We start from the raw sequence: 18382 nt of genomic DNA on the forward strand, positions 1-18382 counted from the left end.
TGGTCACGGCAGGTCGATTTCGAAGCGCTTGAAGCGGGATGTCGCGCCCGCGGCCAGCCGGACGGCGGACTTGGGGACTCGGTAGTGCTCGGCGAGCAATTCGACGGCCGCCTTGTTGGCTTTCCCCTCGACGGCGGGAGCCCGCACGTACAGCCGCAGACTACCGTCGTCGAGGGTTTCCACCAGCGGGCCCTTACGGCTGTTCGGCTTGATCGTCGCCCTTACCACCGTCGGCACTCTTGCCTCCTGCGCTGGTCTGCGCGCCGTCCGCGGCGCTGCTCGCGGGCTCCGCGGGAGCCTGCGCCGATTCTTCCCTACGCGGCGCGGGCTTCCGACGCCGCCGCACCAGCCGGGCGACACCCCACAGCACGGCGGCCACCGCAGCGAGGAAGCCGAGCCACGGAATCGCCTTGCCGCTGAACACGACGGCGTCCTGCAGCCAGTCCACCAGGGAATTCCAGCCGGCGACGATGCCGTCCCAGAAATTGTCCGGGTCGTCGCCGGGCCCGTCGCGGTCGGTGGTGATCTCGATGGTCAGCGTGGACAAGGCGACCTGGTCATCGAGGCGTCGCTTCTGCGCGGTGAGACTGTCCAGCTCACCCTGGCGGCCCGACAGCGCTTGCTCGGCGGCGAGCAGGTCGGAGGTGCTGGTGGCGCCCGCGATAAGCGCGCGCAGCCGCTCCACCGACGCTTGCAAGGCCCTGATCCGCGCGTCCAGGTCCTCCCACTGCATGGTGACGTCGTCGCGGTTGGTGGTGACCCGGGTGACCTGCCCGACCCCGCCGAGACCCGTGATGAACGCGTCGGTCTTGTCGGCGGGCAGGCGGACGACCAGCGTGGCGCTGGGCTCGGTGTCGTCGGTGCCGGGCTGCTCGGTGCGGCTGTCGACCCGGCCGCCCGCGGCGCGCACCTGGTCGATGATCGTGCCCGCCGCGGCGACCGGCGCGTCGGCGGTGATCTCGACGCTGCCGGTCACCACCTCCTTGCGCGTGGACACCGGTTCGCCGCCGGAGTTGTTGTCCCGCTTCGGCGGCGCCAGCTCGTGTGCTCCCGGCGGCACGATCGCTGGGGCGGCGGGACCGGTGACCACCGTCGACGACCGGTCCCGCGCGGGTCTCGCGTCGTCGTCACCGCAACCGGCGAGCAGAACCAACCCCAGCACGCCGACACACAGCACAGCAAGCTTCCTCATGCCTGGCACAGTAGCCGTTTACGCTGCGCGGACAGCCCCGCATAACGGTTTCCTAGAGCGCTTCTAATACTTCTTTAAAGCAATGGGCTCAACGGAAGTCGCGCGATTTGGACGCCATCCGCAGATCCATGCGCTGGAGATGTTCGGCGACCACGCTGACCACGCCTTCGGCATTCTGCACCCGGCCGCGGATGAGCAGAGCGGCAGCGCCCTGGGCGAGGCGCCGGTAGCGCCGCCACAGCCCCAGCGAGCAGACGATGTTCACCATGCCGGTCTCGTCTTCCAGATTGAGGAAGGTGACGCCCTCCGCGGTGGCGGGACGCTGCCGGTGCGTTACCGCGCCGCCCACCAGCACACGCGAGCCGTCGGGCACCGTGAGCAGGCCGGCGGCCGGTACGACGCCGAGCGCGTCCAAGTGCGGGCGCAGGAATTCCGTCGGATAGCTGCCCGGCGAGACGCCGGTGGCCCACACATCGGCGGCCGCCAGCTCGAGGTCGCTCATCCCGGGCAGAGCGGGCGCGGTGGTGGCCGCGCCGGTACCTGGCAACCGGTCCGAGCGCTCGCCCGCGGCCGCGCCCGCCGCCCAGAGCGCCTCGCGGCGGGTGATCCCGAGACTGCCGAGCGCGCCCGCCGTGGCGAGCGATTCGGCTTGCGCCACAGTCAGTTCCACCCGGCCGGTCAGGTCGAGGAAGGACGTGTAGGGCCGCTCGCCCCTGGCGGCGACGATGCGTTCGGCGAGGTCGTCGCCGATCTGGCGGATCGCGGCGAGGCCCAGGCGCACCTCGGTGCCCTGAGCCTCCAGCGTCGCCTCGGCCCGGCTGGCGTTGACGTCGGGACCGTGCACCGCGACCGCGTGCCTGCGCGCGTCGGCGACCAGCGACTGCGGCGAGTAGAACCCCATCGGCTGGGCGCGCAGCAGACCCGCGCAGAAGGCGGCGGGATGATGCAGTTTGAACCAGGCCGAGTAATAGACGATCGCGGCGAAGCTCTGCGAATGACTTTCCGGGAAGCCGAAATTCGCGAATGCGTAGAGCTTCTCGTAGATCCGGTCGGCGACTTCGCCGGTGATCCCGTGCTGCTCGCGCATGCCCTGGTAGAGCCGCGCCTTCAGGCGCTCCATGCGTTCCGTGGACCGCTTGGAGCCCATGGCGCGGCGCAGCTGATCGGCCTCGACGGCGGTGAATCCGGCGACGTCGACGGCCATCTGCATGAGCTGCTCCTGGAACAGCGGCACGCCGAGCGTGCGTTCCAGCGAATTCTTCAGCGCCGGATGGTCGTAGACGACGTCCTCCACACCGTTGCGCCTGCGGATGTAGGGGTGGACCGAGCCGCCCTGGATCGGGCCGGGACGGATCAGCGCCACCTCGACCACCAGGTCGTAGAAGCTGCGCGGGCGCAGCCTGGGCAGGGTCGCCATCTGCGCGCGCGACTCGACCTGGAAGACGCCGACCGAGTCCGCGCGCGCGAGCATCTCGTAGACCTCGGGCTCGGCCAGGTCCAGCGAGTGCAGCTCGACGGTCTCGCCTTTGTGCTCGCGCACCAGGTCGATCATGTAGTGCAGCGCGGAGAGCATGCCGAGGCCGAGCAGGTCGAACTTCACCAGATCGATGGCAGCGCAATCGTCCTTGTCCCACTGCAGGACGCTGCGGCCGGGCATGCGCGCCCATTCCACCGGGCATACGTCGGCGATCGGCCGGTCGCAGATCACCATGCCGCCGGAGTGGATGCCCAAGTGCCTGGGCAGGCCCTCGATATCGGCGGCCAGTTCCAGCACCTCGGCGGGGATGTCGGTGTTCGTCTCGGCGCCGACGCCCGTCCAGCGGCTCACCTGCTTGCTCCACGCGTCCTGCTGCCCGGGTGAAAACCCCAGCGCCCGTGCGGCATCCCGGACCGCGGACTTGCCGCGGTAGGTGATCACGTTGGCCACCTGCGCGGCGTATTCGCGGCCGTACTTGCGGTAGACGTGCTGGATGGCCTCTTCGCGGCGGTCGGATTCGATGTCGACGTCGATGTCGGGCGGACCGTCGCGCTCCGGGGAGAGGAAACGCTCGAACAGCAAGTGGTTGCGCACCGGGTCGACATTGGTGATGCCGATGGCGTAGCAGACCGCGGAGTTGGCCGCCGAACCGCGACCCTGGCACAGGATGTCGTTGTCCTTGCAGAAGCTGACGATGTCATGCACCACCAGGAAGTAGCCGGGGAACTCCAGCTTGTCGATCACCGCGAGTTCGTGCTCGATCTGCCGGTAGGCCTCCGGGTTCTGCTCGGGGGTCCCATAGCGCGCCGCGGCGCCCGCCATGGTGAGCTCGCGCAGCCAGGACTGTTCGTCGTGCCCGGCGGGCACGTCGAAGGGCGGCAGGTGCGGCGCGATCAGTTGCAGGTCGAAGGCGCATTCGCGGGCCAGGGCCGCCGCGTTCGCCACCGCCTGCGGGCAGTCGGCGAACAACCGCGCCATTTCCGCCCCGGACCGCAGGTGCGCGCCGCCCACCGGGGCCAACCAGCCCGCTATCTCGTCCAGGCTCTGCCTGGCCCGGATCGCCGCGAGCGCCATGGCGCGGCGACGCCGGCTCGGTGCGGCGAAATGCGCTCCGGTGGTGGCGAGCACGGGCAGGCCGACGCGATCGGCCAAGGCGATCAGATGCGCGTTGCGCTCGTCGTCCTCCGGGATGCCGTGCTGGGTCAGCTCCACGCTCACCCGGTCGGCGCCGAAGCGGTCGGTCAGCTCACGCAGCGCGGCTTCCGCCCGTTCGAGGCGGGTGCTGCCGGTGCGCAAGTCGAGCTCGAGCGCCTGACGCAGGTGTCCCTTCCGGCACCCGGTCAGGATCTGCCAGTGCCCCTCGGCGGCCGCGGTGAGAGTGTCGAGGTCGTAGCGCAGGATGCCTTTCTCCCCGGCGGCCATGTGCGCGGCGGCGATCTCGCGGGAGAGCCTGCGGTAGCCCTCCTGGCCGCGGGCCAGCACCAGCAGGTGCGGCCCGGCCGGGTCCGGCGCGCCGGTGCGCGGCGCCGAGTCGGGGGCGACGGCGTGCCCGCTCGCGGAGCCGGGAACGCGCGGCTCGGCGGCCGTGCCGAGGGACAGCTCGGCTCCGAAGACGGTGGGCATTCCCCATTCCCTGGCCGCCTCGGCGAAGCGGACGGTGCCGTAGAAGCCGTCGTGGTCGGTGAGCGCGATCGCCGTCAGGCCGAGCCGCACCGCCTCCTCCACCAGCTCCTCCGGTGGGCTGGCGCCGTCCAGGAAGCTGTAGGCCGAATGCGCGTGCAGCTCCGCGTACGGGACCGGCGGCGCTTCGGCGCCGCGCACCGGCTCGGCGCGGTACTCGCCGCGCTTGCGCGACCACGCCGGGCTGTCGCCGCCGTCGCCCGGATACATCGCGTCGGGGTTGGTCCGCCCGGGCCGCCCGGACAGCACCCGCTCCATCTCCGCCCAGCTGGGCGGACCGTTGCCCCAGCCCACGACTCACCTCCTCGCCTCGAACATACATTCGATAAGCGACGATGTACAGGCAGGTCAGGCCACTGACAGGCGCTCGACGGAACCGGCGGCCAGCGCGGCCTCGACGCCCTTCAGCCGAGCGCGGATGAGCGCACCGTAGGCGTCGGAGGCGAGAACGTCGAGATGCCCGCGAGCGATCGCCAGTTGCATCCTGGCCACTTCGAACTCGCCGACCCGGCGATGACTGTCGGCCAGGTTGAGATAGAGCGAGGGCAAGAAACCGCGCAGCCCTTCGTCGAGCGGCACGCCGGGGCCGAACACCGCGGCCAGCGCGCGCTGATCCCAGCGCAACGCCTCGGCGGGCTCCTCTTGGAGATCGGCGAGATGATGGGCGACCACACAGCGCTGCAACGCTCCGCCGCGTTCGCCGAGTTCGTCCCAGAGCTTTTCCAACGCCCGTCGCCCCGCCGCGGGGTCGACGCCACCGAGCCGCACCGCGGCAAACACCTCCGCCATCCGATCGTCCGACATGCGGTGAAGTATCGCACATATGTTCGAACGTTTCGAGAGTTGTTCGATGCGTTTCGCGCACCCGAAAACCCCACGCCCGAGCGGTTCTCGGACGCGCCGATACAGGCGCGCCGATGGGGGATATACCGATCCGAGTGTGACCGGGGCCACTTGGCAGCGAACTTACTTCGGAGTAAGTTCATCGCCACCAGACCTGCAAAGGAGCAGCGATGACCGACGCATCCGCTGAGCCCACCCGGCGCCGCGACCGCGACCTCACCGGACGGCACGTCCTCATCACCGGAGCGTCCTCCGGAATCGGCCGGGCGGCGGCGGTGGCGGTCGCGGGCAAGGGCGCCACCGTCTTCCTGCTCGCGCGCCGGGGCGAGGAACTCGCCGCCGTCGTCGACGAGATCCGGGCCGCGGGCGGCTCGGCCTACGGATACTCCTGCGACGTCACCGATACCGGCTCGGTCGACCACGTGGTCGAGACCATCCTGCGCGAACACGGCCACGTGGACATGCTGGTCAACAACGCGGGCCGCTCGATCCGCCGCGCCATCCACCGCTCCACCGACCGGCTGCACGACTTCGAACGCACCATGGCCGTCAACTACTTCGGCGCGCTGCGGCTGACGCTGGCCCTGCTGCCGCGGATGCGGGAACGCAAGTTCGGGCACATCGTCAACATCAGCAGCGCGGGCGTGCAGATGGCCGTGCCGCGGTTCGCGGCGTATCTGGCCAGCAAGGCGGCGCTGGACAAGTTCACCGAGGTGGCGGCCGTCGAGACCATGGCCGACGGCGTCACCTTCACCACCATCCACATGCCGCTGGTGCGCACGCCGATGATCACCCCGAGCGGTGACCAGGGCCCCGCGGAGTCCCCCGAGTGGGCTGCGGCGACCATCGTGCGCGCGCTGACCGAACGGCCCAAACGCATCGACGTACCGCTGGGCACCATCGCCGAATACGGCGCGCTGCTCGCCCCGAAGATCCGCGACCGCGTCCTGCACCGCTACTACCGCTCCCTGCCCGACTCCCCCGCGGCCAAGGGCGAACCGAACGCGCCCGGCGAGCCGGCCGACCCCACTGCTGCGCTCCCCGTGCCCCGCACCCGGTCGACCGCGCGCCGCGTCACGGGTACGGCCTTACGCCGCGCCGCCCGCTGGGTGCCCGGCACCCATTGGTGAACCGAAAGAAGGTCAGCCCGCCAGGAACGGCCGGACGGCGGCGGCGAACTCCCAGTAGCGGTCGCGATGGATGCTGTGGCCGCAGGTGAAGGTGGTGACCGTGCAGTCCGCGAGGCCTGCTTGCAGGACGGTGAGCTTCTCCGGATCCACCATGCCGCCCGGGCCGCCGCACAACACCAGGGTGGGTGCGGTGATGTCGGAGAGCCGGTCCCACCACTCCGGGTTCGGCTTGCGGAACTGCTCGAGCGCCGTCTTCGTCATGGAGCGGTCGAACGCGAGCACCGCGCGCGGGTGCCGGACCAGGCTCGAGGTGGCGTGCCAGAGTTCGGGCACGGTGGGAAACCGGCGGGTCAGACGCACTTCCTCGGCGCCGGACTGCAGCGGAAGCGGGCACTCCTCCATGACCAGCCTGCGCACCAGTTGCGGCCGCTCCTGCGCGACGCGCGACACCGCGTAACCGCCGAGCGAATGCCCGACCAGGTCCACCGCGGGCAGCTCCAGATGGTCGCACAGGCGCAGCAGATCGTCGCCGAAGTCGTCGAAGAGATAGGAATCGGCGTGTGAGCTACGGCCGTGTCCACGGAGATCGGGGATGATCACACGGCGTCCGGACCGCACCAGAACGCGCGCGAACCGGTCCCACGTATGCCCGTCGCCGCCCATCCCGTGCACCAGCAGCACGGGGATGTCGCTGACCGCGCCCACCCCCGAGTCCCGATAGGCGATCCGCACGTCTCCGAATGTCACCTGGCCCAGCGTCAGATCCACGACCAACGAGGATACCGGCAGTCATGCGCCGACTCCGCGCGGTGTAGCGCTGATCACCCACCGCAAAGACGCAGTTCGAGTGGGCACTTTGCCGGGACAGGCAGCGAGACGTCACGAACTGCGATGTCCCCGTCCGTATTTCGAGTAGCTCGGAAAATGCCTGGCGCGGGCGCGAACTCGGAACAATACTCGCCGCATGCCCTCCTTCGCCGATTTCGACCGCCGCGACTACCGCACCGTCGACGTCGCCACGGGGTACGACGGCTGGGCGCCCACCTACGAGCAAACGGTCCTGGATGAAATGGATCTCGCCCTGCTCGGGCGATTGCACCTGGACCTCGGCCGAGTACGGCGCGCGGCCGACCTCGGTTGCGGCACCGGCCGAACCGGAACTTGGTTGCGAGAGCGCGGGTTAACGCACATCGACGGGGTCGACGTGAGCCAGGGGATGCTGGCGTTGGCCGCCGAACGCGGCGCCCACACCACGCTGACCCGCGCGGACGTGCGGGCCACGGGACTGGCGGGCGGCGCCTACGACTTGGTGATCGCGTCACTGATCGACGAGCACCTACCCGAGCTGGCGCCGTTCTACGCGGAGGCATGGCGGCTGGCCGCGCCGGGCGCGCGATGCGTACTGGTCAGCTACCACCCGCAGTTCATCATGGTGTCCGGAATGCCGACGCACTACACCGACCCGTCCGGTGAACCGGTGGCGATCAGCACCCACTTGCACTTGATCAGCGAGCACCTGACGGCAGGCCTGGCCGCGGGCTGGGTGCTCACCGAAGTAGCCGAGGCCCTGGTGGACGACGCCTGGCTGGCCCGCAAGCCGAAATGGGCCGCGTTGCGCGGCCATCCGTTCACGCTGGCGACGGTGTGGTCGCGCCCGGAGTAGTCCTCAGTCGTAAAGCCCCTCGGCGCGCCAAGTTTCGTCGTGATAGATCAGCAACAGCACTTTGTCTGCGGCAGGGGCGTCGTCGAGTTGGACCTGTGCGCGGGCGGTGTACTCCGCGTCGCCCGAATCGGGCGCCCACCAGCGTTCGTCCACCGGCCACGGGCCCGCCCAGCCGGTCAGCCGCCACTGTTTGCTTCCCCATCGCAGCAGTGCGGGGTCGGCGTCGAACAGGGCGCGGTCGGTGACTTTGACGAGCGCGCCGTCGGCGGCTTCCAGCCGCACCAACGGACGGTTCAGCAGGATCACGGCGGGGGCGGGCTCGGGCAGCCGCCCCGGCCAGGGCTGCGCCGGGTCGGCCGCGGGAACGAGTTCATCCCCCAGCGTGACCATGGTGATGCGGTCGGCGGGCCCGCGCCCGCCGCTCAGGACGCCGACCCGCACCGATTCCCCGCCGAGCAACCCCTGAACCCGGATCAACGCACGACGGGCACGCTCGTCCTCTTCCCCGTCTCCACCCCACAATCCGAGTTGCAGCGCGCCCGCCGTGATCACCTCGACGGGTTCCAACCGCAGCACGGTGATCGGCGCGGTGGGTCGCGCGCCGTCGCGCCGGGTGAGCCAGCCGTCCAGCTGCCAGCGCACCCGATCGGCCGTGCCCTCCGGGGTGAGCGGCTCGGCGCAGCGCCAGATCCGCGAAAGATCTTCTCCAGCCCCGGTTTCCGCGTGCACCGAAAGTCTCGTGCAGGCCAGCCCGGCAGCCGCCAGCGCGCTGTGCAGCCGGGTGGCGAGCAGGCGCCCGGCGAAGGCCGCCGCGTCGACCCGCTCGATCGGCGGATCGCAGCGGTACTCCACCACCAGATCCGGCGGCGGCTGCCGCGCGGACGGCGGACGCTCCGGCTCGGCCCTGGCGCAGCGATGCGCGAGCACGGCGTCGGTCCCGAACCGGGAGGCGACCTCCGCCGCCGAGAGCGCGGCGAAATCCCCGATCCGGCGTAAACCCAAGCGGTGCAGCAGATCGACCAGATCGGCGCGTTCCGGGGCGGCCAGGCTCGGCTCGACCGCGAGTTCCCCGACCGGCAGCGGTGCGAGGAAGCGCGCTCCCGCCCCCGCGGGCACGATCGCGGCGCGCCGGGCGGCGATCACCGCCGTGGACAGCTCGTCGGCGATCCCGATCTGTGCCTCCGCCCCGGCCGCGGCCACCGCGTCGACCAGCCGTTCGGCCGCCGCCTCCTCGGACCCGAAGAACCGCGCCGCACCTCGCGCGGCGAGCACGAGCAACCCGGGGCGCAGCACCTCCACCCCGGGCACCGTCGCGGCCACCGCCGCCACCACCGGTTCGAACAGTCGCGCGTCGCGATCCTGATCCTGTTGCGCGAGGAACAGCTCGGGACACCGCGCCTGAGCTTCTCGGCGTTTCAGGCCGCGACGCACCCCTTCGGCTCGCGCGATCGCCGAACAGGCCACTACCCGGTTGGCGAACAACACCGCCACCGGCCGCGTCGCGGGCAGTCCCGCCACCGCCGCCGCGGCGACCGCGGGCCAGTCCGGGCACCACAGGGCGAGCACCCGCTTCGACCCCGGCCGGATCACGGCGCCGCACGACCTTCCACCATCCGCGGTTTCCGGAGACCAGCGCGTCCGCGCGAACGCCCTGCTCCGGCGGAACGGGCCGGGGCATCGCCCGACATGCACTCGGGAGCAAGATCATCCCACCGGACCCTCGCGCGCTCGCTGCCGCCCGCCCGCACCCCTGGATCGCGCCTGCGGCCGTCGCGGCCGGCCGTGCCGAAACGTTCGGTCGGCGCGCCGGGCCGGATCGGCTCCCGGCAGCGGTGAGCAGGAGTCGTCGAGACGCCGGGGAAAGCCGCGGAGCCCGCAGGCACACTCACGACACCGCCTCCTGTGTGTCGATGGCTTCGACTGTTCGAACGGCTTTTTCGCGCAGCACCCATTCCACACGCCCGGCGTTCGGGCACAGATCCAGCCGTCCGCGCCGCGGCGGTCCCGCCTTGCCACGCACCTCGACCGTCAAGCCGAGCGAACGCAAGCGTCCACGCCCGCGGCCGAGCCCGGCATACCCCGAGACGCGGGCGTCGAGCCGGAGGGACGCGCCTGGCCAGCGACCGTCGGCGACCACGAGGGTGGCGCCCTTGTTGCGGGCGCGGGCCGCGATCACCCGGCTGCGCGCGGGCGCGACGGCGCCGCCGCCGAGCCCGAGCACGACCAGGTCGAGCCCGTCGAGCAGCACCGCGGCCACCTCTACCGGGTCAGGGCCGGGGTCGGCGATCACGGCCAGCCGCCGCAGCTGCGCGCCCATCTCCACCGCGGCGAGCAGACCGAGCCGGGGCATGCCGACCACTGCGGCATGCCCACCACCCTCGGTCACCGCGGCGAGCAGACCGGCCAGCAGCGAGTTCGCCCCCGTGTACGCCACGACGGAACCCTTGGTCAGGCCACCATCGGGCAACAGCGGCGCGAGCGCTGCGGGCACGGGCAGTGCCGCCCTCCGCGATCCGGCGCCGAGCGGCACCCGATGCGCCGCCGATTCTCCGCGACCCGGTACCGCGGCCATGCGTCTGCGCAGTTCAGCCAGCGATGGAGCGTCCCCCCGCCCACCACCGCGCGTCAGCGCGTCCCGATTCACCCCTCCCTGCGAGATCGCATCCGAACCCATCCCAACCACCTACTTCCCACGATGGACCCGAGGCGAAGCGTGCGGAGCGACCCTCGATTGGAGTGCCAGCACCGATCTAGCTATCGATTTGTATCGAATATACGTTCGATACCGACCCAGTAGAAACCGACCCCCGGGTTTCGTCAAGGGCGCAGTGCTTCGTGTCGCCCGAACGGTGCCTCGAGCGGATCCCGCCCTGCTCCACCAGGCCGGGCGCGCAGACAGGACCCGGCTCCGGCGGACGCGCGTCCTGTCCACGGGAAAGCGACCTCACCGGCAAACCGGGATCGCCCCGACTCCTCCCGGCAACCCATGCCGAGTGACGCGATTCCCGATGCGAGAACAGACGGGGCAGAATCCGGCGTGCGCCCGGCTACAGCACCGCAGCACCCGTTCATCGGTATGGTGTGTGGCACACATCCGACCCAGCGTCAGCAGGCGGCCCCGGCGTACGGCCGCGCCTGCTGTCTCGCCTATGCGCGAACACGAATCAGGCCAGCTAGCCTCATTTTCCGCTACCCTGCACCCGTGACCGAACGCGCTCGTCCCACTGTCGGCCCCCAGTATCTCGTCGCAGGCCGCTATCGCCTCCAGTCGAAGCTGGGGGGCGGCGGCATGGGCGCGGTCTGGCTGGCGCACGACCGCTTGCTCGACCGGGACGTCGCCATCAAACAGGTGCTCACCACGGCCGGGCTGGACGAGGAAGAGGCGAACGCCGTCCGCAACCAGATCATGCACGAGGGCCGGGTCGCCGCGAAACTCTCGCACGACCACGCGATCGCCGTCTACGACGTGGTGCTCGAAGCCGGTGAGCCCTGGCTGGTGATGGAGCACCTACCTTCCCGCAGTGTCGCGAAAGCGCTCGCGCTGGTCGACACCCTGCCGCCGATCGAGGTCGCGCAGATCGGCGCCCAGGTCGCCGACGCGCTGGCCGCCGCGCACGCGGTCGGCATCGTGCACCGGGATATCAAGCCGGGCAACATCCTCGTCGCCGATCGCGGCCCCGGCGTGGGCATGGCGAAACTCAGCGACTTCGGCATCTCCCGCGGTGCGGGCGATCTGTCCGACGAACCGGACGGCGTGATCACCGGCACCCCCTCCTACCTGCCGCCCGAGGTGGCGCGCGGGGCGCAGCCGACCAAGGCCAGCGACGTGTTCTCCCTGGGCGCCACGCTCTACACCGCGATCGAAGGGCAGCCGCCGTACGGCTTCGACGAGGACAGCGACGTCATCGTGCACCGCGCCGCCATGGCGCAGATCATCCCGCCGACCCGCAGCGGCGCGCTCACCCAGGCGCTGCTGCACATGATGGAGCCCGCGCCGCAGCGCCGCCCGACCATGGCCGAGGCGCGTGACGAAATCCTCACCGCCGCTTTCGGCCCCGGCACCGGGCCGTACATTCTCGGCGCGCCCGTCCGCACCGAGGACGGAACCATCCCGTTCTGGGCCGCCCGCAATTCGGCGTCCGGCATCCGCAGCCCCCACTCCACGCCGCTCCCCCGCCCGCACCGCAACCACGTGGGCGCCACCGCGGCCGCACCTCCGCAGCGCGCCAGGAACCCGCAGCCGAGCAACGCCCCCTTGGCCATCGCCGTGGGCCTGCTGATCGGCCTGATCATCATCATCGCGATCATCGTCGCCGTCCTCTGACGTCCGCGCGCATCCAGCGGGTATGCGAGCGGCGGTCAGTCGATGCGGCGGCGGTGGGCCCAGCGGGTCAGGGCGTTGCGGTTGGACTGCTGAGTCTTGCGCAGCACGTTGGAGGCGTGCGTCTCCACTGTTTTCACGGAGATGAACAGGGTTTCGGCGATCTCGCGATAGGTGTAGCCGCGGGCGAGCAGGCGCAGCACCTCCAGCTCGCGCGGCGTCAGTGAGTCGAGTTCGGGGTCGAGGGGCGGCTCGGGCACCGGGGACCTCCCGGTGAACGAGTCCAGCACGAATCCGGCCAATCGCGGGCTGAAGACCGCGTCGCCGCCCGCCACCCTGCGGATGCCGTCGGCCAGCTCGGCCCCCGAAATCGTCTTGGTCACATACCCTCTGGCGCCGGCCCGGATCACCGCGATCACGTCCTCGGCCGCGTCGGACACGCTCAGCGCCAGGCACACCGGTCCCGGTTCGATGCCGGCCAGCACCGCCACCCCGCCGCCGTCGGGCATGTGCACGTCGAGCAGGACGACGTCCGGGCGCTCGGCGTTGATCCCGGCCACCGCCTCCGCCACCCCGCCGGCCTCCCCGACCACCTCCATGTCCGCCTCCCGGCTCAATTCAGCACGCACACCCGACCGAAAAACGGCGTGATCATCGACGAGAAAGACCCGCACGGTCACCTACTTCTCCTAACCGACCCATGACCCCCAACCGGTACCACACTCGTCCCCCACGCGCTCCGCGCAGATGTCCCGTCCTCGCGTCCGCTGTGCTGACCGCGCGGAATCGAAGGGTCCGCGTCCTAGCGGGCGGTGCCCGCGGCGCGGGCGGGCTCTTCGTCCGTGGCGGGGCAACCGGAGTCGCTGCGCGGCATGATGATCCGGACCTCGGTGCCGCGGCCCGGCGTCGACAGGATGTCCACCTGGCCCCCGCGGCGCTCGATCCGGCCGCGAACGGACTTGGCCAGGCCGCGGCGGTCTTCCGGCACGGACGCGAGGTCGAAGCCGGAGCCGCGGTCACGGACGAAGATGCTCACCTGATGCGGCTCCACCTCGGCGAACAGGTCGATCTCCGGGACGCCCGCGTGCTTCGCGGCGTTGACCAGCGCTTCCCTGCTCGCCCCCAGCAATGCGGTGAAGTGCTCTTTCGGCAGACCCGATCCGGAGCCGTCGATGTCCATCGACACGTCGCCGACGGTCACCGGCGCCACCTTCACGCCGTGCTGATCCTCCACCTCGCCCGCGATGGTGCGCAGGGCCGCGGCCAAGCTCGACTGCGCGGGGCCGGCATCCTCGAACAGCCATTTCCGCAGCTCCCGCTCCTGGCTGCGGGCCAGCCGCAGCACCTCCTGCGGGTCGTCGGCCTGGCGCTGGATGAGCGCGAGCGTCTGGAGCACGGAATCGTGCAGATGCGAGGCGATCTCCTCGCGTTCCTCGTTGCGGATGCGCGCGGCGCGCTCGGCGTTCAACGCACGCATCATGCGCAGCCACAGCGGAACCGTCAGCAGCCCGGCGCCGACCAGCGTGACCGCGACCGCGAGCAGCGCCGATCCGAGCGAGCTCAGATCGATCCGGGCCAGCACCACCACGCCGAGACCGGCCACGATCAGCGTCGCACCGGCGACGATGCGCGACCAGGTGACCACTGAGGGCCGCGCGGGCATTCCGAGCAGCGAACGCGGCCCGTCGACGTCGTACTCCCGCCACACCAGCGCCGCACCGACCGCGACCACGATGATCGGCGCGATCACCTTCGCCGCCGTCCCGCTGAACACCCACGACACGGCGACCGCGAGGCCGAGCCCGAGCATGGCGAGCCCGATCGCCTGCCGCCGCTCCGCACCGGAGGGTTTCGCCTGGTCCGACCCGCCCGGCGAGAAGATCCACAGCAGCCCGTAGGCGACGATGCCCGCCCCGGCCAGCGCGGACAGCAGCACGAACGCCATCCGCACCTTGAACACGTCGACGTCCAGATGGTCGGCCAGACCGCCCGCCACTCCGCCGACGATCCGGCCGCCGGACCGGCGGACCATCCGCGCCTGCGGCGGCCCGGGAACCGTCGCGGGTCCCAGCCCGCGGGCGGCGTCGAACCCCCGAGTGTCGAACGCGGGAACAGACGGGTACATGTCTTCGATACTGCCCGACAACAGACCTGCCAGCCATCCGGATTCACCCTGATCTTGGGGGGCGACACCCGCGCCGACCAGGGCAGAAGCGATCCATCCCACCCGGACACAGGCATAGCTGAGTAATTGCTACATCAGTGGATCGGTCCAAAGTGTTCAGGCCGTTTTTCAGGGTTCCCCCCGATGCGCCGGTTCCGTGGCGCGGCACACCATGGGAAACATGACGAAAACGAGCTTCGGCGACCAGGTCCAGCAGATATGGCAGACCCGGCCGGTCCGATTGCCGCGACAGGGACCGATCGCGGGCGTCGCGGCGGGGTTCGCGCGCCGCTACGAGATCGACCCGGTGCTGGTGCGCGTCGCGTTCGTCGTCTCGACGATCTTCGGCGGCGCGGGCATGGTGCTCTACCTGCTGGCCTGGCTGCTGCTGAGCGCGGCGGGCGATCAGGCGTCCGCGGCCGAGTCGCTGGTCGGCAAGGGCCACAGCTCGCAGTCGCAGACCAAGACGATCGTCTTGATCGTGGCGCTGGCCATCGCGGTCAGCACGATGGGCCCGGTCGGTGTGGGTCTCGGCGGATCCGGCCTGATCAGCCTCGCGCTGATGCTGGCGGGCTGGTGGATGCTGCACCTGCGCACGCCCAACCCGCCGCCGGGAACCACCGAGGCGTTCGGCGGATTCGCCCCGGAGGGCGGGATCACCGCCACCGGCTACCCCGGCGCGGTCTTCCCCCCGGGGGCGCCCCGCACCGTCGGGGACATGTACGTACCGCCGACCAGCGTGTACACCCCGTATACGAAGCTGCCGGACGCCTACGTTCCGGAGGGGCCCGCCGCCGCGACGACGGTCCCGCTGCACAAGCCCGCGACCGACGACGCGACCGTGGTTCCGGAGGCGTCGGCAATGCCCGCCGCGGGGGCGGAGACGAGTTCGTCCGCCGACGAAAAAGGCCAGGCCGATTCGCCTACCGCGGTCGATGATCAGGGACCGGCTACGGCCGGCAGCGGGCAAGCCGAGGCAGGCGTCCGAACCGCGCCCGATACGACTGACCGGCGCGAATCGGTCGCCAGGACCTCACCCGATGGTCCGGTCGCCCTCGGCAAAGACGTTCCGGTGTCCGGGCCCGCCGCGAGCCCGCACCGCCCCATGGCCGCTCACCCCGCGATCATCGGCGGCTCGACCCCACCTTCCTGGGATCCGCTTGGCGTCGCTCCGCTCGCCTGGGACCTCCCGGAGCCGACGCCCGCCCGCACCGTCGTCGCCCCGCCGCCGAAGCGTCCCCGCTCCCGCCTGACCCCGGTGGTGATCGGGCTGGCCATCCTCGCGGCAGCGGGCGCTGGTGCGGCGGCGGCCTCGGGCGCGGAGTGGATGACACCCGGCCGGATCGCCGCGGCGGCGCTCGCCGTGATCGGCCTCGGCCTGGTGCTCGGGGCGTTCCTGCGGCGCGGCTACGGCCTGCTGGTGCTCACCGCGCCGCTCGCCGGGTTCGTGCTGCTCGCCTCCGCGGTCGGTCCGATCGAGTTCGAGCAGGGCGCGATGGGCGACCACACCTGGGCGCCGGCTTCCGTCGCCGACCTCGCATCGAACTACCGGGTGACCATGGGTTCCGGCACGCTGGATCTGCGGTCGGTGAAACTGACCGACAATCGCACCGTGGACCTCGACGTCCGGATGGGCGAAGCCCGCGTCCTGCTGCCCGCGGAGATGACCGTCCGCACCCACTGCACGGCGACCATGGCCGAAGCGCGCTGCGTCGACGGCGTCAGCGGTCCGAATACTCCCGGCGCGCCGGTCCTCGATCTGAACGTCGACGTCCGCGCCGGAAACGTGGAGGTGCAGCATGGCTGATACCGAGCAGAAGGAGACGACCGATTCCCGCCGCGGCCCGGCCGCGTCGCTGCTCGTCGCGGGACTGCTGTCCCTCGCGATCAGCGTGTGGGCTTTCGTCGGCCCAGCGTCCTGGCCCGCGGCCAGCATGATCCCGATCGGTTGGATCATCGTGCTCGCCGCGATCGTCATCGGCATCGCGCTGGTGGTCTCCCCGCGCAAACGATCCTGAGCACGCCGAACGGCCCGTCCCCGCGACGGGCCGTTTCTCGTTTCATCCCCGAACGCCAGGCGAGCCGGACCACGTCCGACAGGAGAACCGAATGAACTCCGACAAACCCACCGACCAAGCACCTCCCCCCGCTCGGCCCACACCGCCGGATCCCCGTCCCGGCGCTTCGGGCGGCACACTCCTCGGCCACTTGATCCTGCACAGCGCCTTCCACCGTCCCCGCTGACCTTCGTCAGCGGGCTCGGTGACGAGCTACCGCCCGGCGCGCAACCGGGCGATCACTCCCACTCGATGGTGCCCGGCGGCTTGCTGGTCACGTCCAGGACCACCCGGTTGACCTCCGCCACCTCGTTGGTGATGCGGGTCGAGATGCGTTCGAGCACCTCGTAGGGCAGCCGGGTCCAGTCGGCGGTCATGGCGTCCTCGCTGGAGACCGGGCGCAGCACGATCGGATGACCGTAGGTGCGGCCGTCGCCCTGGACACCGACGCTGCGGACCTCCGCGAGCAGCACGACCGGGCACTGCCAGATCTGCCCGTCCAGGCCGGCCGCGGTCAGCTCCTCGCGGGCGATCGCGTCGGCCTGGCGCAGCGTCTCCAACCGGTCCGCGGTGACCTCACCGACGATCCGGATGGCCAGGCCCGGACCGGGGAACGGCTGGCGGGCAACGATCTCCTCGGGCAGCCCCAGCTCACGGCCGACCGCGCGGACCTCGTCCTTGAACAGCAGCCGCAGTGGTTCGACCAGGTCGAACTCCAGGTCGTCGGGCAGGCCGCCGACATTGTGATGGCTCTTGATGTTCGCGGTGCCGCTGCCGCCGCCGGACTCGACGACGTCCGGGTAGAGCGTGCCCTGCACCAGGAACTCGACCTTCGGCGTCACGCCGTCGGCTTCGCCGTGCGCGAGCACCACCTCGCCCACCGCGTCCTCGAAGGAGCGGATGAACTCCCGCCCGATGATCTTGCGCTTCTCCTCGGGATCGGTCACGCCCTTCAACTCGCCGAGGAACTTGTCGACCGCGTCGACGGTCACCAGCTTGGCGCCGGTCGCGGCGACGAAATCCTGCTGCACCTGCTCGCGCTCCCCCGCACGCAGCAGGCCGTGGTCGACGAACACGCAGGTCAGCCGGTCACCGATGGCGCGTTGCACCAGGGCGGCGGCGACGGCGCTGTCCACCCCACCGGACAGCCCGCAGATCGCGTGCCCGTCACCGATCTGCTCGCGCACCGAGGCGACCAGCGAATCGGCGATGTTCGCCGGTGTCCAGCTGGAGGGGATGCCCGCGAGCTCGTGCAGGAACCGGCTCAGCACCTGCTGCCCGTGCGGCGAGTGCAACACCTCCGGGTGGTACTGCACACCGGCCAGCCTGCGCGCGCGATCCTCGAACGCGGCGACCGGGGCGCCCGCGGTGGTGCCCGTGACCTCGAAGCCGTCGGGGGCGTCGGTGACCGCGTCGCCGTGGCTCATCCACACCGGCTGGATAGTGGGCAGGCCGCCGTGCAGCAAACCGCCGTCGATGTTGAGTTCGGTGCGCCCGTACTCGCGGGTGCCGGTGTGCGCGACCGTGCCGCCCAGCGCTTGGGCCATCGCCTGGAAGCCGTAGCAGATGCCGAAGACCGGCAGCCCCAACTCGAACAGCCGCGGGTCCAGCTGCGGCGCTCCTTCGGCGTAGACGCTGGCCGGGCCGCCGGAGAGGATCACCGCGAGCGGCTGCTTCTCGGCGATCTCCTCCACCGTCGTGGTGTGCGGGACCACTTCGGAGAACACGCTCGACTCGCGCACCCGCCGCGCGATCAGCTGGGCGTACTGTGCTCCGAAGTCGACGACGAGGACCGGTCTCTGGGTTTGTGCCACCCATCCAGTTTAGTGAGCGGCCGAACGAGCGAATCATCGGC

General features: G+C 71.0%; 15 protein-coding genes. 5 read left to right on the forward strand and 10 right to left on the reverse strand.

What is annotated here, in order from left to right; genetic code table 11:
- Window positions 1-3: 3 nt before the first annotated feature.
- From ABZ552_RS31085 to ABZ552_RS31100, 4 genes are all read right to left on the reverse strand, one after another.
- A complete protein-coding gene (locus tag ABZ552_RS31085; protein ID WP_281875412.1) occupies window positions 4-237 on the reverse strand; it encodes a DUF167 domain-containing protein in 234 nt (77 codons plus the stop codon).
- Window positions 194-1192 (reverse strand): DUF4349 domain-containing protein, encoded by a 999-nt coding sequence (locus tag ABZ552_RS31090; RefSeq protein WP_281875414.1) that lies wholly within the window; start codon window positions 1190-1192, stop codon window positions 194-196. Before ABZ552_RS31090 ends, ABZ552_RS31085 begins: the two co-directional genes overlap by 44 nt.
- A gap of 88 nt (window positions 1193-1280) precedes the next feature.
- Window positions 1281-4643, reverse strand: coding sequence for an error-prone DNA polymerase (locus ABZ552_RS31095; protein ID WP_281875415.1), 3363 nt, complete (start codon window positions 4641-4643; stop codon window positions 1281-1283).
- A 54-nt stretch (window positions 4644-4697) separates the two neighbouring features.
- On the reverse strand, window positions 4698-5153 hold the full coding sequence (locus tag ABZ552_RS31100; RefSeq protein WP_281875416.1) for a hypothetical protein: 456 nt from the start codon (window positions 5151-5153) through the stop codon (window positions 4698-4700).
- A gap of 209 nt (window positions 5154-5362) precedes the next feature.
- Here ABZ552_RS31100 and ABZ552_RS31105 point away from each other — a divergent pair, with 209 nt between their 5' ends.
- Window positions 5363-6322 (forward strand): SDR family NAD(P)-dependent oxidoreductase, encoded by a 960-nt coding sequence (locus ABZ552_RS31105; protein WP_281875417.1) that lies wholly within the window; start codon window positions 5363-5365, stop codon window positions 6320-6322.
- A gap of 12 nt (window positions 6323-6334) precedes the next feature.
- On the opposite strand, the gene ABZ552_RS31110 is transcribed toward ABZ552_RS31105, so the two are convergent.
- Window positions 6335-7090, reverse strand: a complete 756-nt coding sequence (locus ABZ552_RS31110; RefSeq protein WP_357441502.1) for an alpha/beta hydrolase — start codon at window positions 7088-7090, stop codon at window positions 6335-6337.
- Between the two features lie 196 nt (window positions 7091-7286).
- On the opposite strand from ABZ552_RS31110, the gene ABZ552_RS31115 reads away from it, so the two are divergent.
- Complete coding sequence (locus ABZ552_RS31115; RefSeq protein ID WP_281875421.1) at window positions 7287-7985, forward strand: class I SAM-dependent methyltransferase; 699 nt, start codon at window positions 7287-7289, stop codon at window positions 7983-7985.
- A 3-nt stretch (window positions 7986-7988) separates the two neighbouring features.
- On the opposite strand, the gene ABZ552_RS31120 is transcribed toward ABZ552_RS31115, so the two are convergent.
- Together ABZ552_RS31120 and ABZ552_RS31125 are read right to left on the reverse strand one after the other, a co-directional pair.
- The gene (locus ABZ552_RS31120) at window positions 7989-9575 is read right to left on the reverse strand and encodes a DNA polymerase Y family protein (RefSeq protein WP_281875423.1); all 1587 of its coding nucleotides are present in this window, start codon (window positions 9573-9575) and stop codon (window positions 7989-7991) included.
- A 295-nt stretch (window positions 9576-9870) separates the two neighbouring features.
- Window positions 9871-10557, reverse strand: coding sequence for a hypothetical protein (locus tag ABZ552_RS31125; protein WP_357441518.1), 687 nt, complete (start codon window positions 10555-10557; stop codon window positions 9871-9873).
- Window positions 10558-11187: 630 nt separating this feature from the next.
- Here ABZ552_RS31125 and ABZ552_RS31130 point away from each other — a divergent pair.
- Window positions 11188-12309 carry a serine/threonine-protein kinase gene (locus ABZ552_RS31130; RefSeq protein WP_281875424.1) on the forward strand — a complete coding sequence of 374 codons (1122 nt, stop codon included), beginning with the start codon at window positions 11188-11190 and terminating at the stop codon, window positions 12307-12309.
- Window positions 12310-12344: 35 nt separating this feature from the next.
- Here ABZ552_RS31130 and ABZ552_RS31135 read toward each other — a convergent pair whose 3' ends face one another.
- Entirely contained in the window at window positions 12345-12980 is a 636-nt protein-coding gene (locus tag ABZ552_RS31135; protein ID WP_281881149.1) for a response regulator transcription factor, read from the reverse strand.
- A gap of 128 nt (window positions 12981-13108) precedes the next feature.
- Window positions 13109-14338, reverse strand: coding sequence for an ATP-binding protein (locus ABZ552_RS31140; protein ID WP_281881150.1), 1230 nt, complete (start codon window positions 14336-14338; stop codon window positions 13109-13111).
- A 313-nt stretch (window positions 14339-14651) separates the two neighbouring features.
- Between ABZ552_RS31140 and ABZ552_RS31145 the strand changes: the two genes are divergently transcribed.
- Together ABZ552_RS31145 and ABZ552_RS31150 are read left to right on the forward strand one after the other, a co-directional pair.
- Window positions 14652-16277, forward strand: a complete 1626-nt coding sequence (locus tag ABZ552_RS31145) for a PspC domain-containing protein (RefSeq protein WP_350356428.1) — start codon at window positions 14652-14654, stop codon at window positions 16275-16277.
- Window positions 16270-16488 carry a hypothetical protein gene (locus ABZ552_RS31150; RefSeq protein ID WP_281875427.1) on the forward strand — a complete coding sequence of 73 codons (219 nt, stop codon included), beginning with the start codon at window positions 16270-16272 and terminating at the stop codon, window positions 16486-16488. The genes ABZ552_RS31145 and ABZ552_RS31150 overlap by 8 nt, the downstream gene beginning before the upstream one ends.
- A 278-nt stretch (window positions 16489-16766) precedes the next feature.
- On the opposite strand, the gene guaA is transcribed toward ABZ552_RS31150, so the two are convergent.
- Window positions 16767-18341 (reverse strand): glutamine-hydrolyzing GMP synthase, encoded by a 1575-nt coding sequence (gene guaA / locus ABZ552_RS31155; protein WP_281875430.1) that lies wholly within the window; start codon window positions 18339-18341, stop codon window positions 16767-16769.
- Window positions 18342-18382 lie beyond the last annotated feature (41 nt).

The organism is Nocardia sp. NPDC019219 (assembly GCF_040632645.1).
Lineage (GTDB): Bacteria > Actinomycetota > Actinomycetes > Mycobacteriales > Mycobacteriaceae > Nocardia > Nocardia sputorum.

Bases quoted from the DNA above. Each gene is read 5' to 3' on its own strand.
- ABZ552_RS31125 (WP_357441518.1), bottom strand. From the start codon at position 10,557: ATGGCCGCGGTACCGGGTCGCGGAGAATCGGCGGCGCATCGGGTGCCG.
- ABZ552_RS31115 (WP_281875421.1), top strand. From the start codon at position 7,287: ATGCCCTCCTTCGCCGATTTCGACCGCCGCGACTACCGCACCGTCGAC.
- ABZ552_RS31150 (WP_281875427.1), top strand. From the start codon at position 16,270: ATGGCTGATACCGAGCAGAAGGAGACGACCGATTCCCGCCGCGGCCCG.
- ABZ552_RS31100 (WP_281875416.1), bottom strand. From the start codon at position 5,153: ATGTCGGACGATCGGATGGCGGAGGTGTTTGCCGCGGTGCGGCTCGGT.
- ABZ552_RS31140 (WP_281881150.1), bottom strand. From the start codon at position 14,338: ATGGTCCGCCGGTCCGGCGGCCGGATCGTCGGCGGAGTGGCGGGCGGT.
- ABZ552_RS31145 (WP_350356428.1), top strand. From the start codon at position 14,652: ATGACGAAAACGAGCTTCGGCGACCAGGTCCAGCAGATATGGCAGACC.
- ABZ552_RS31090 (WP_281875414.1), bottom strand. From the start codon at position 1,192: ATGAGGAAGCTTGCTGTGCTGTGTGTCGGCGTGCTGGGGTTGGTTCTG.
- ABZ552_RS31105 (WP_281875417.1), top strand. From the start codon at position 5,363: ATGACCGACGCATCCGCTGAGCCCACCCGGCGCCGCGACCGCGACCTC.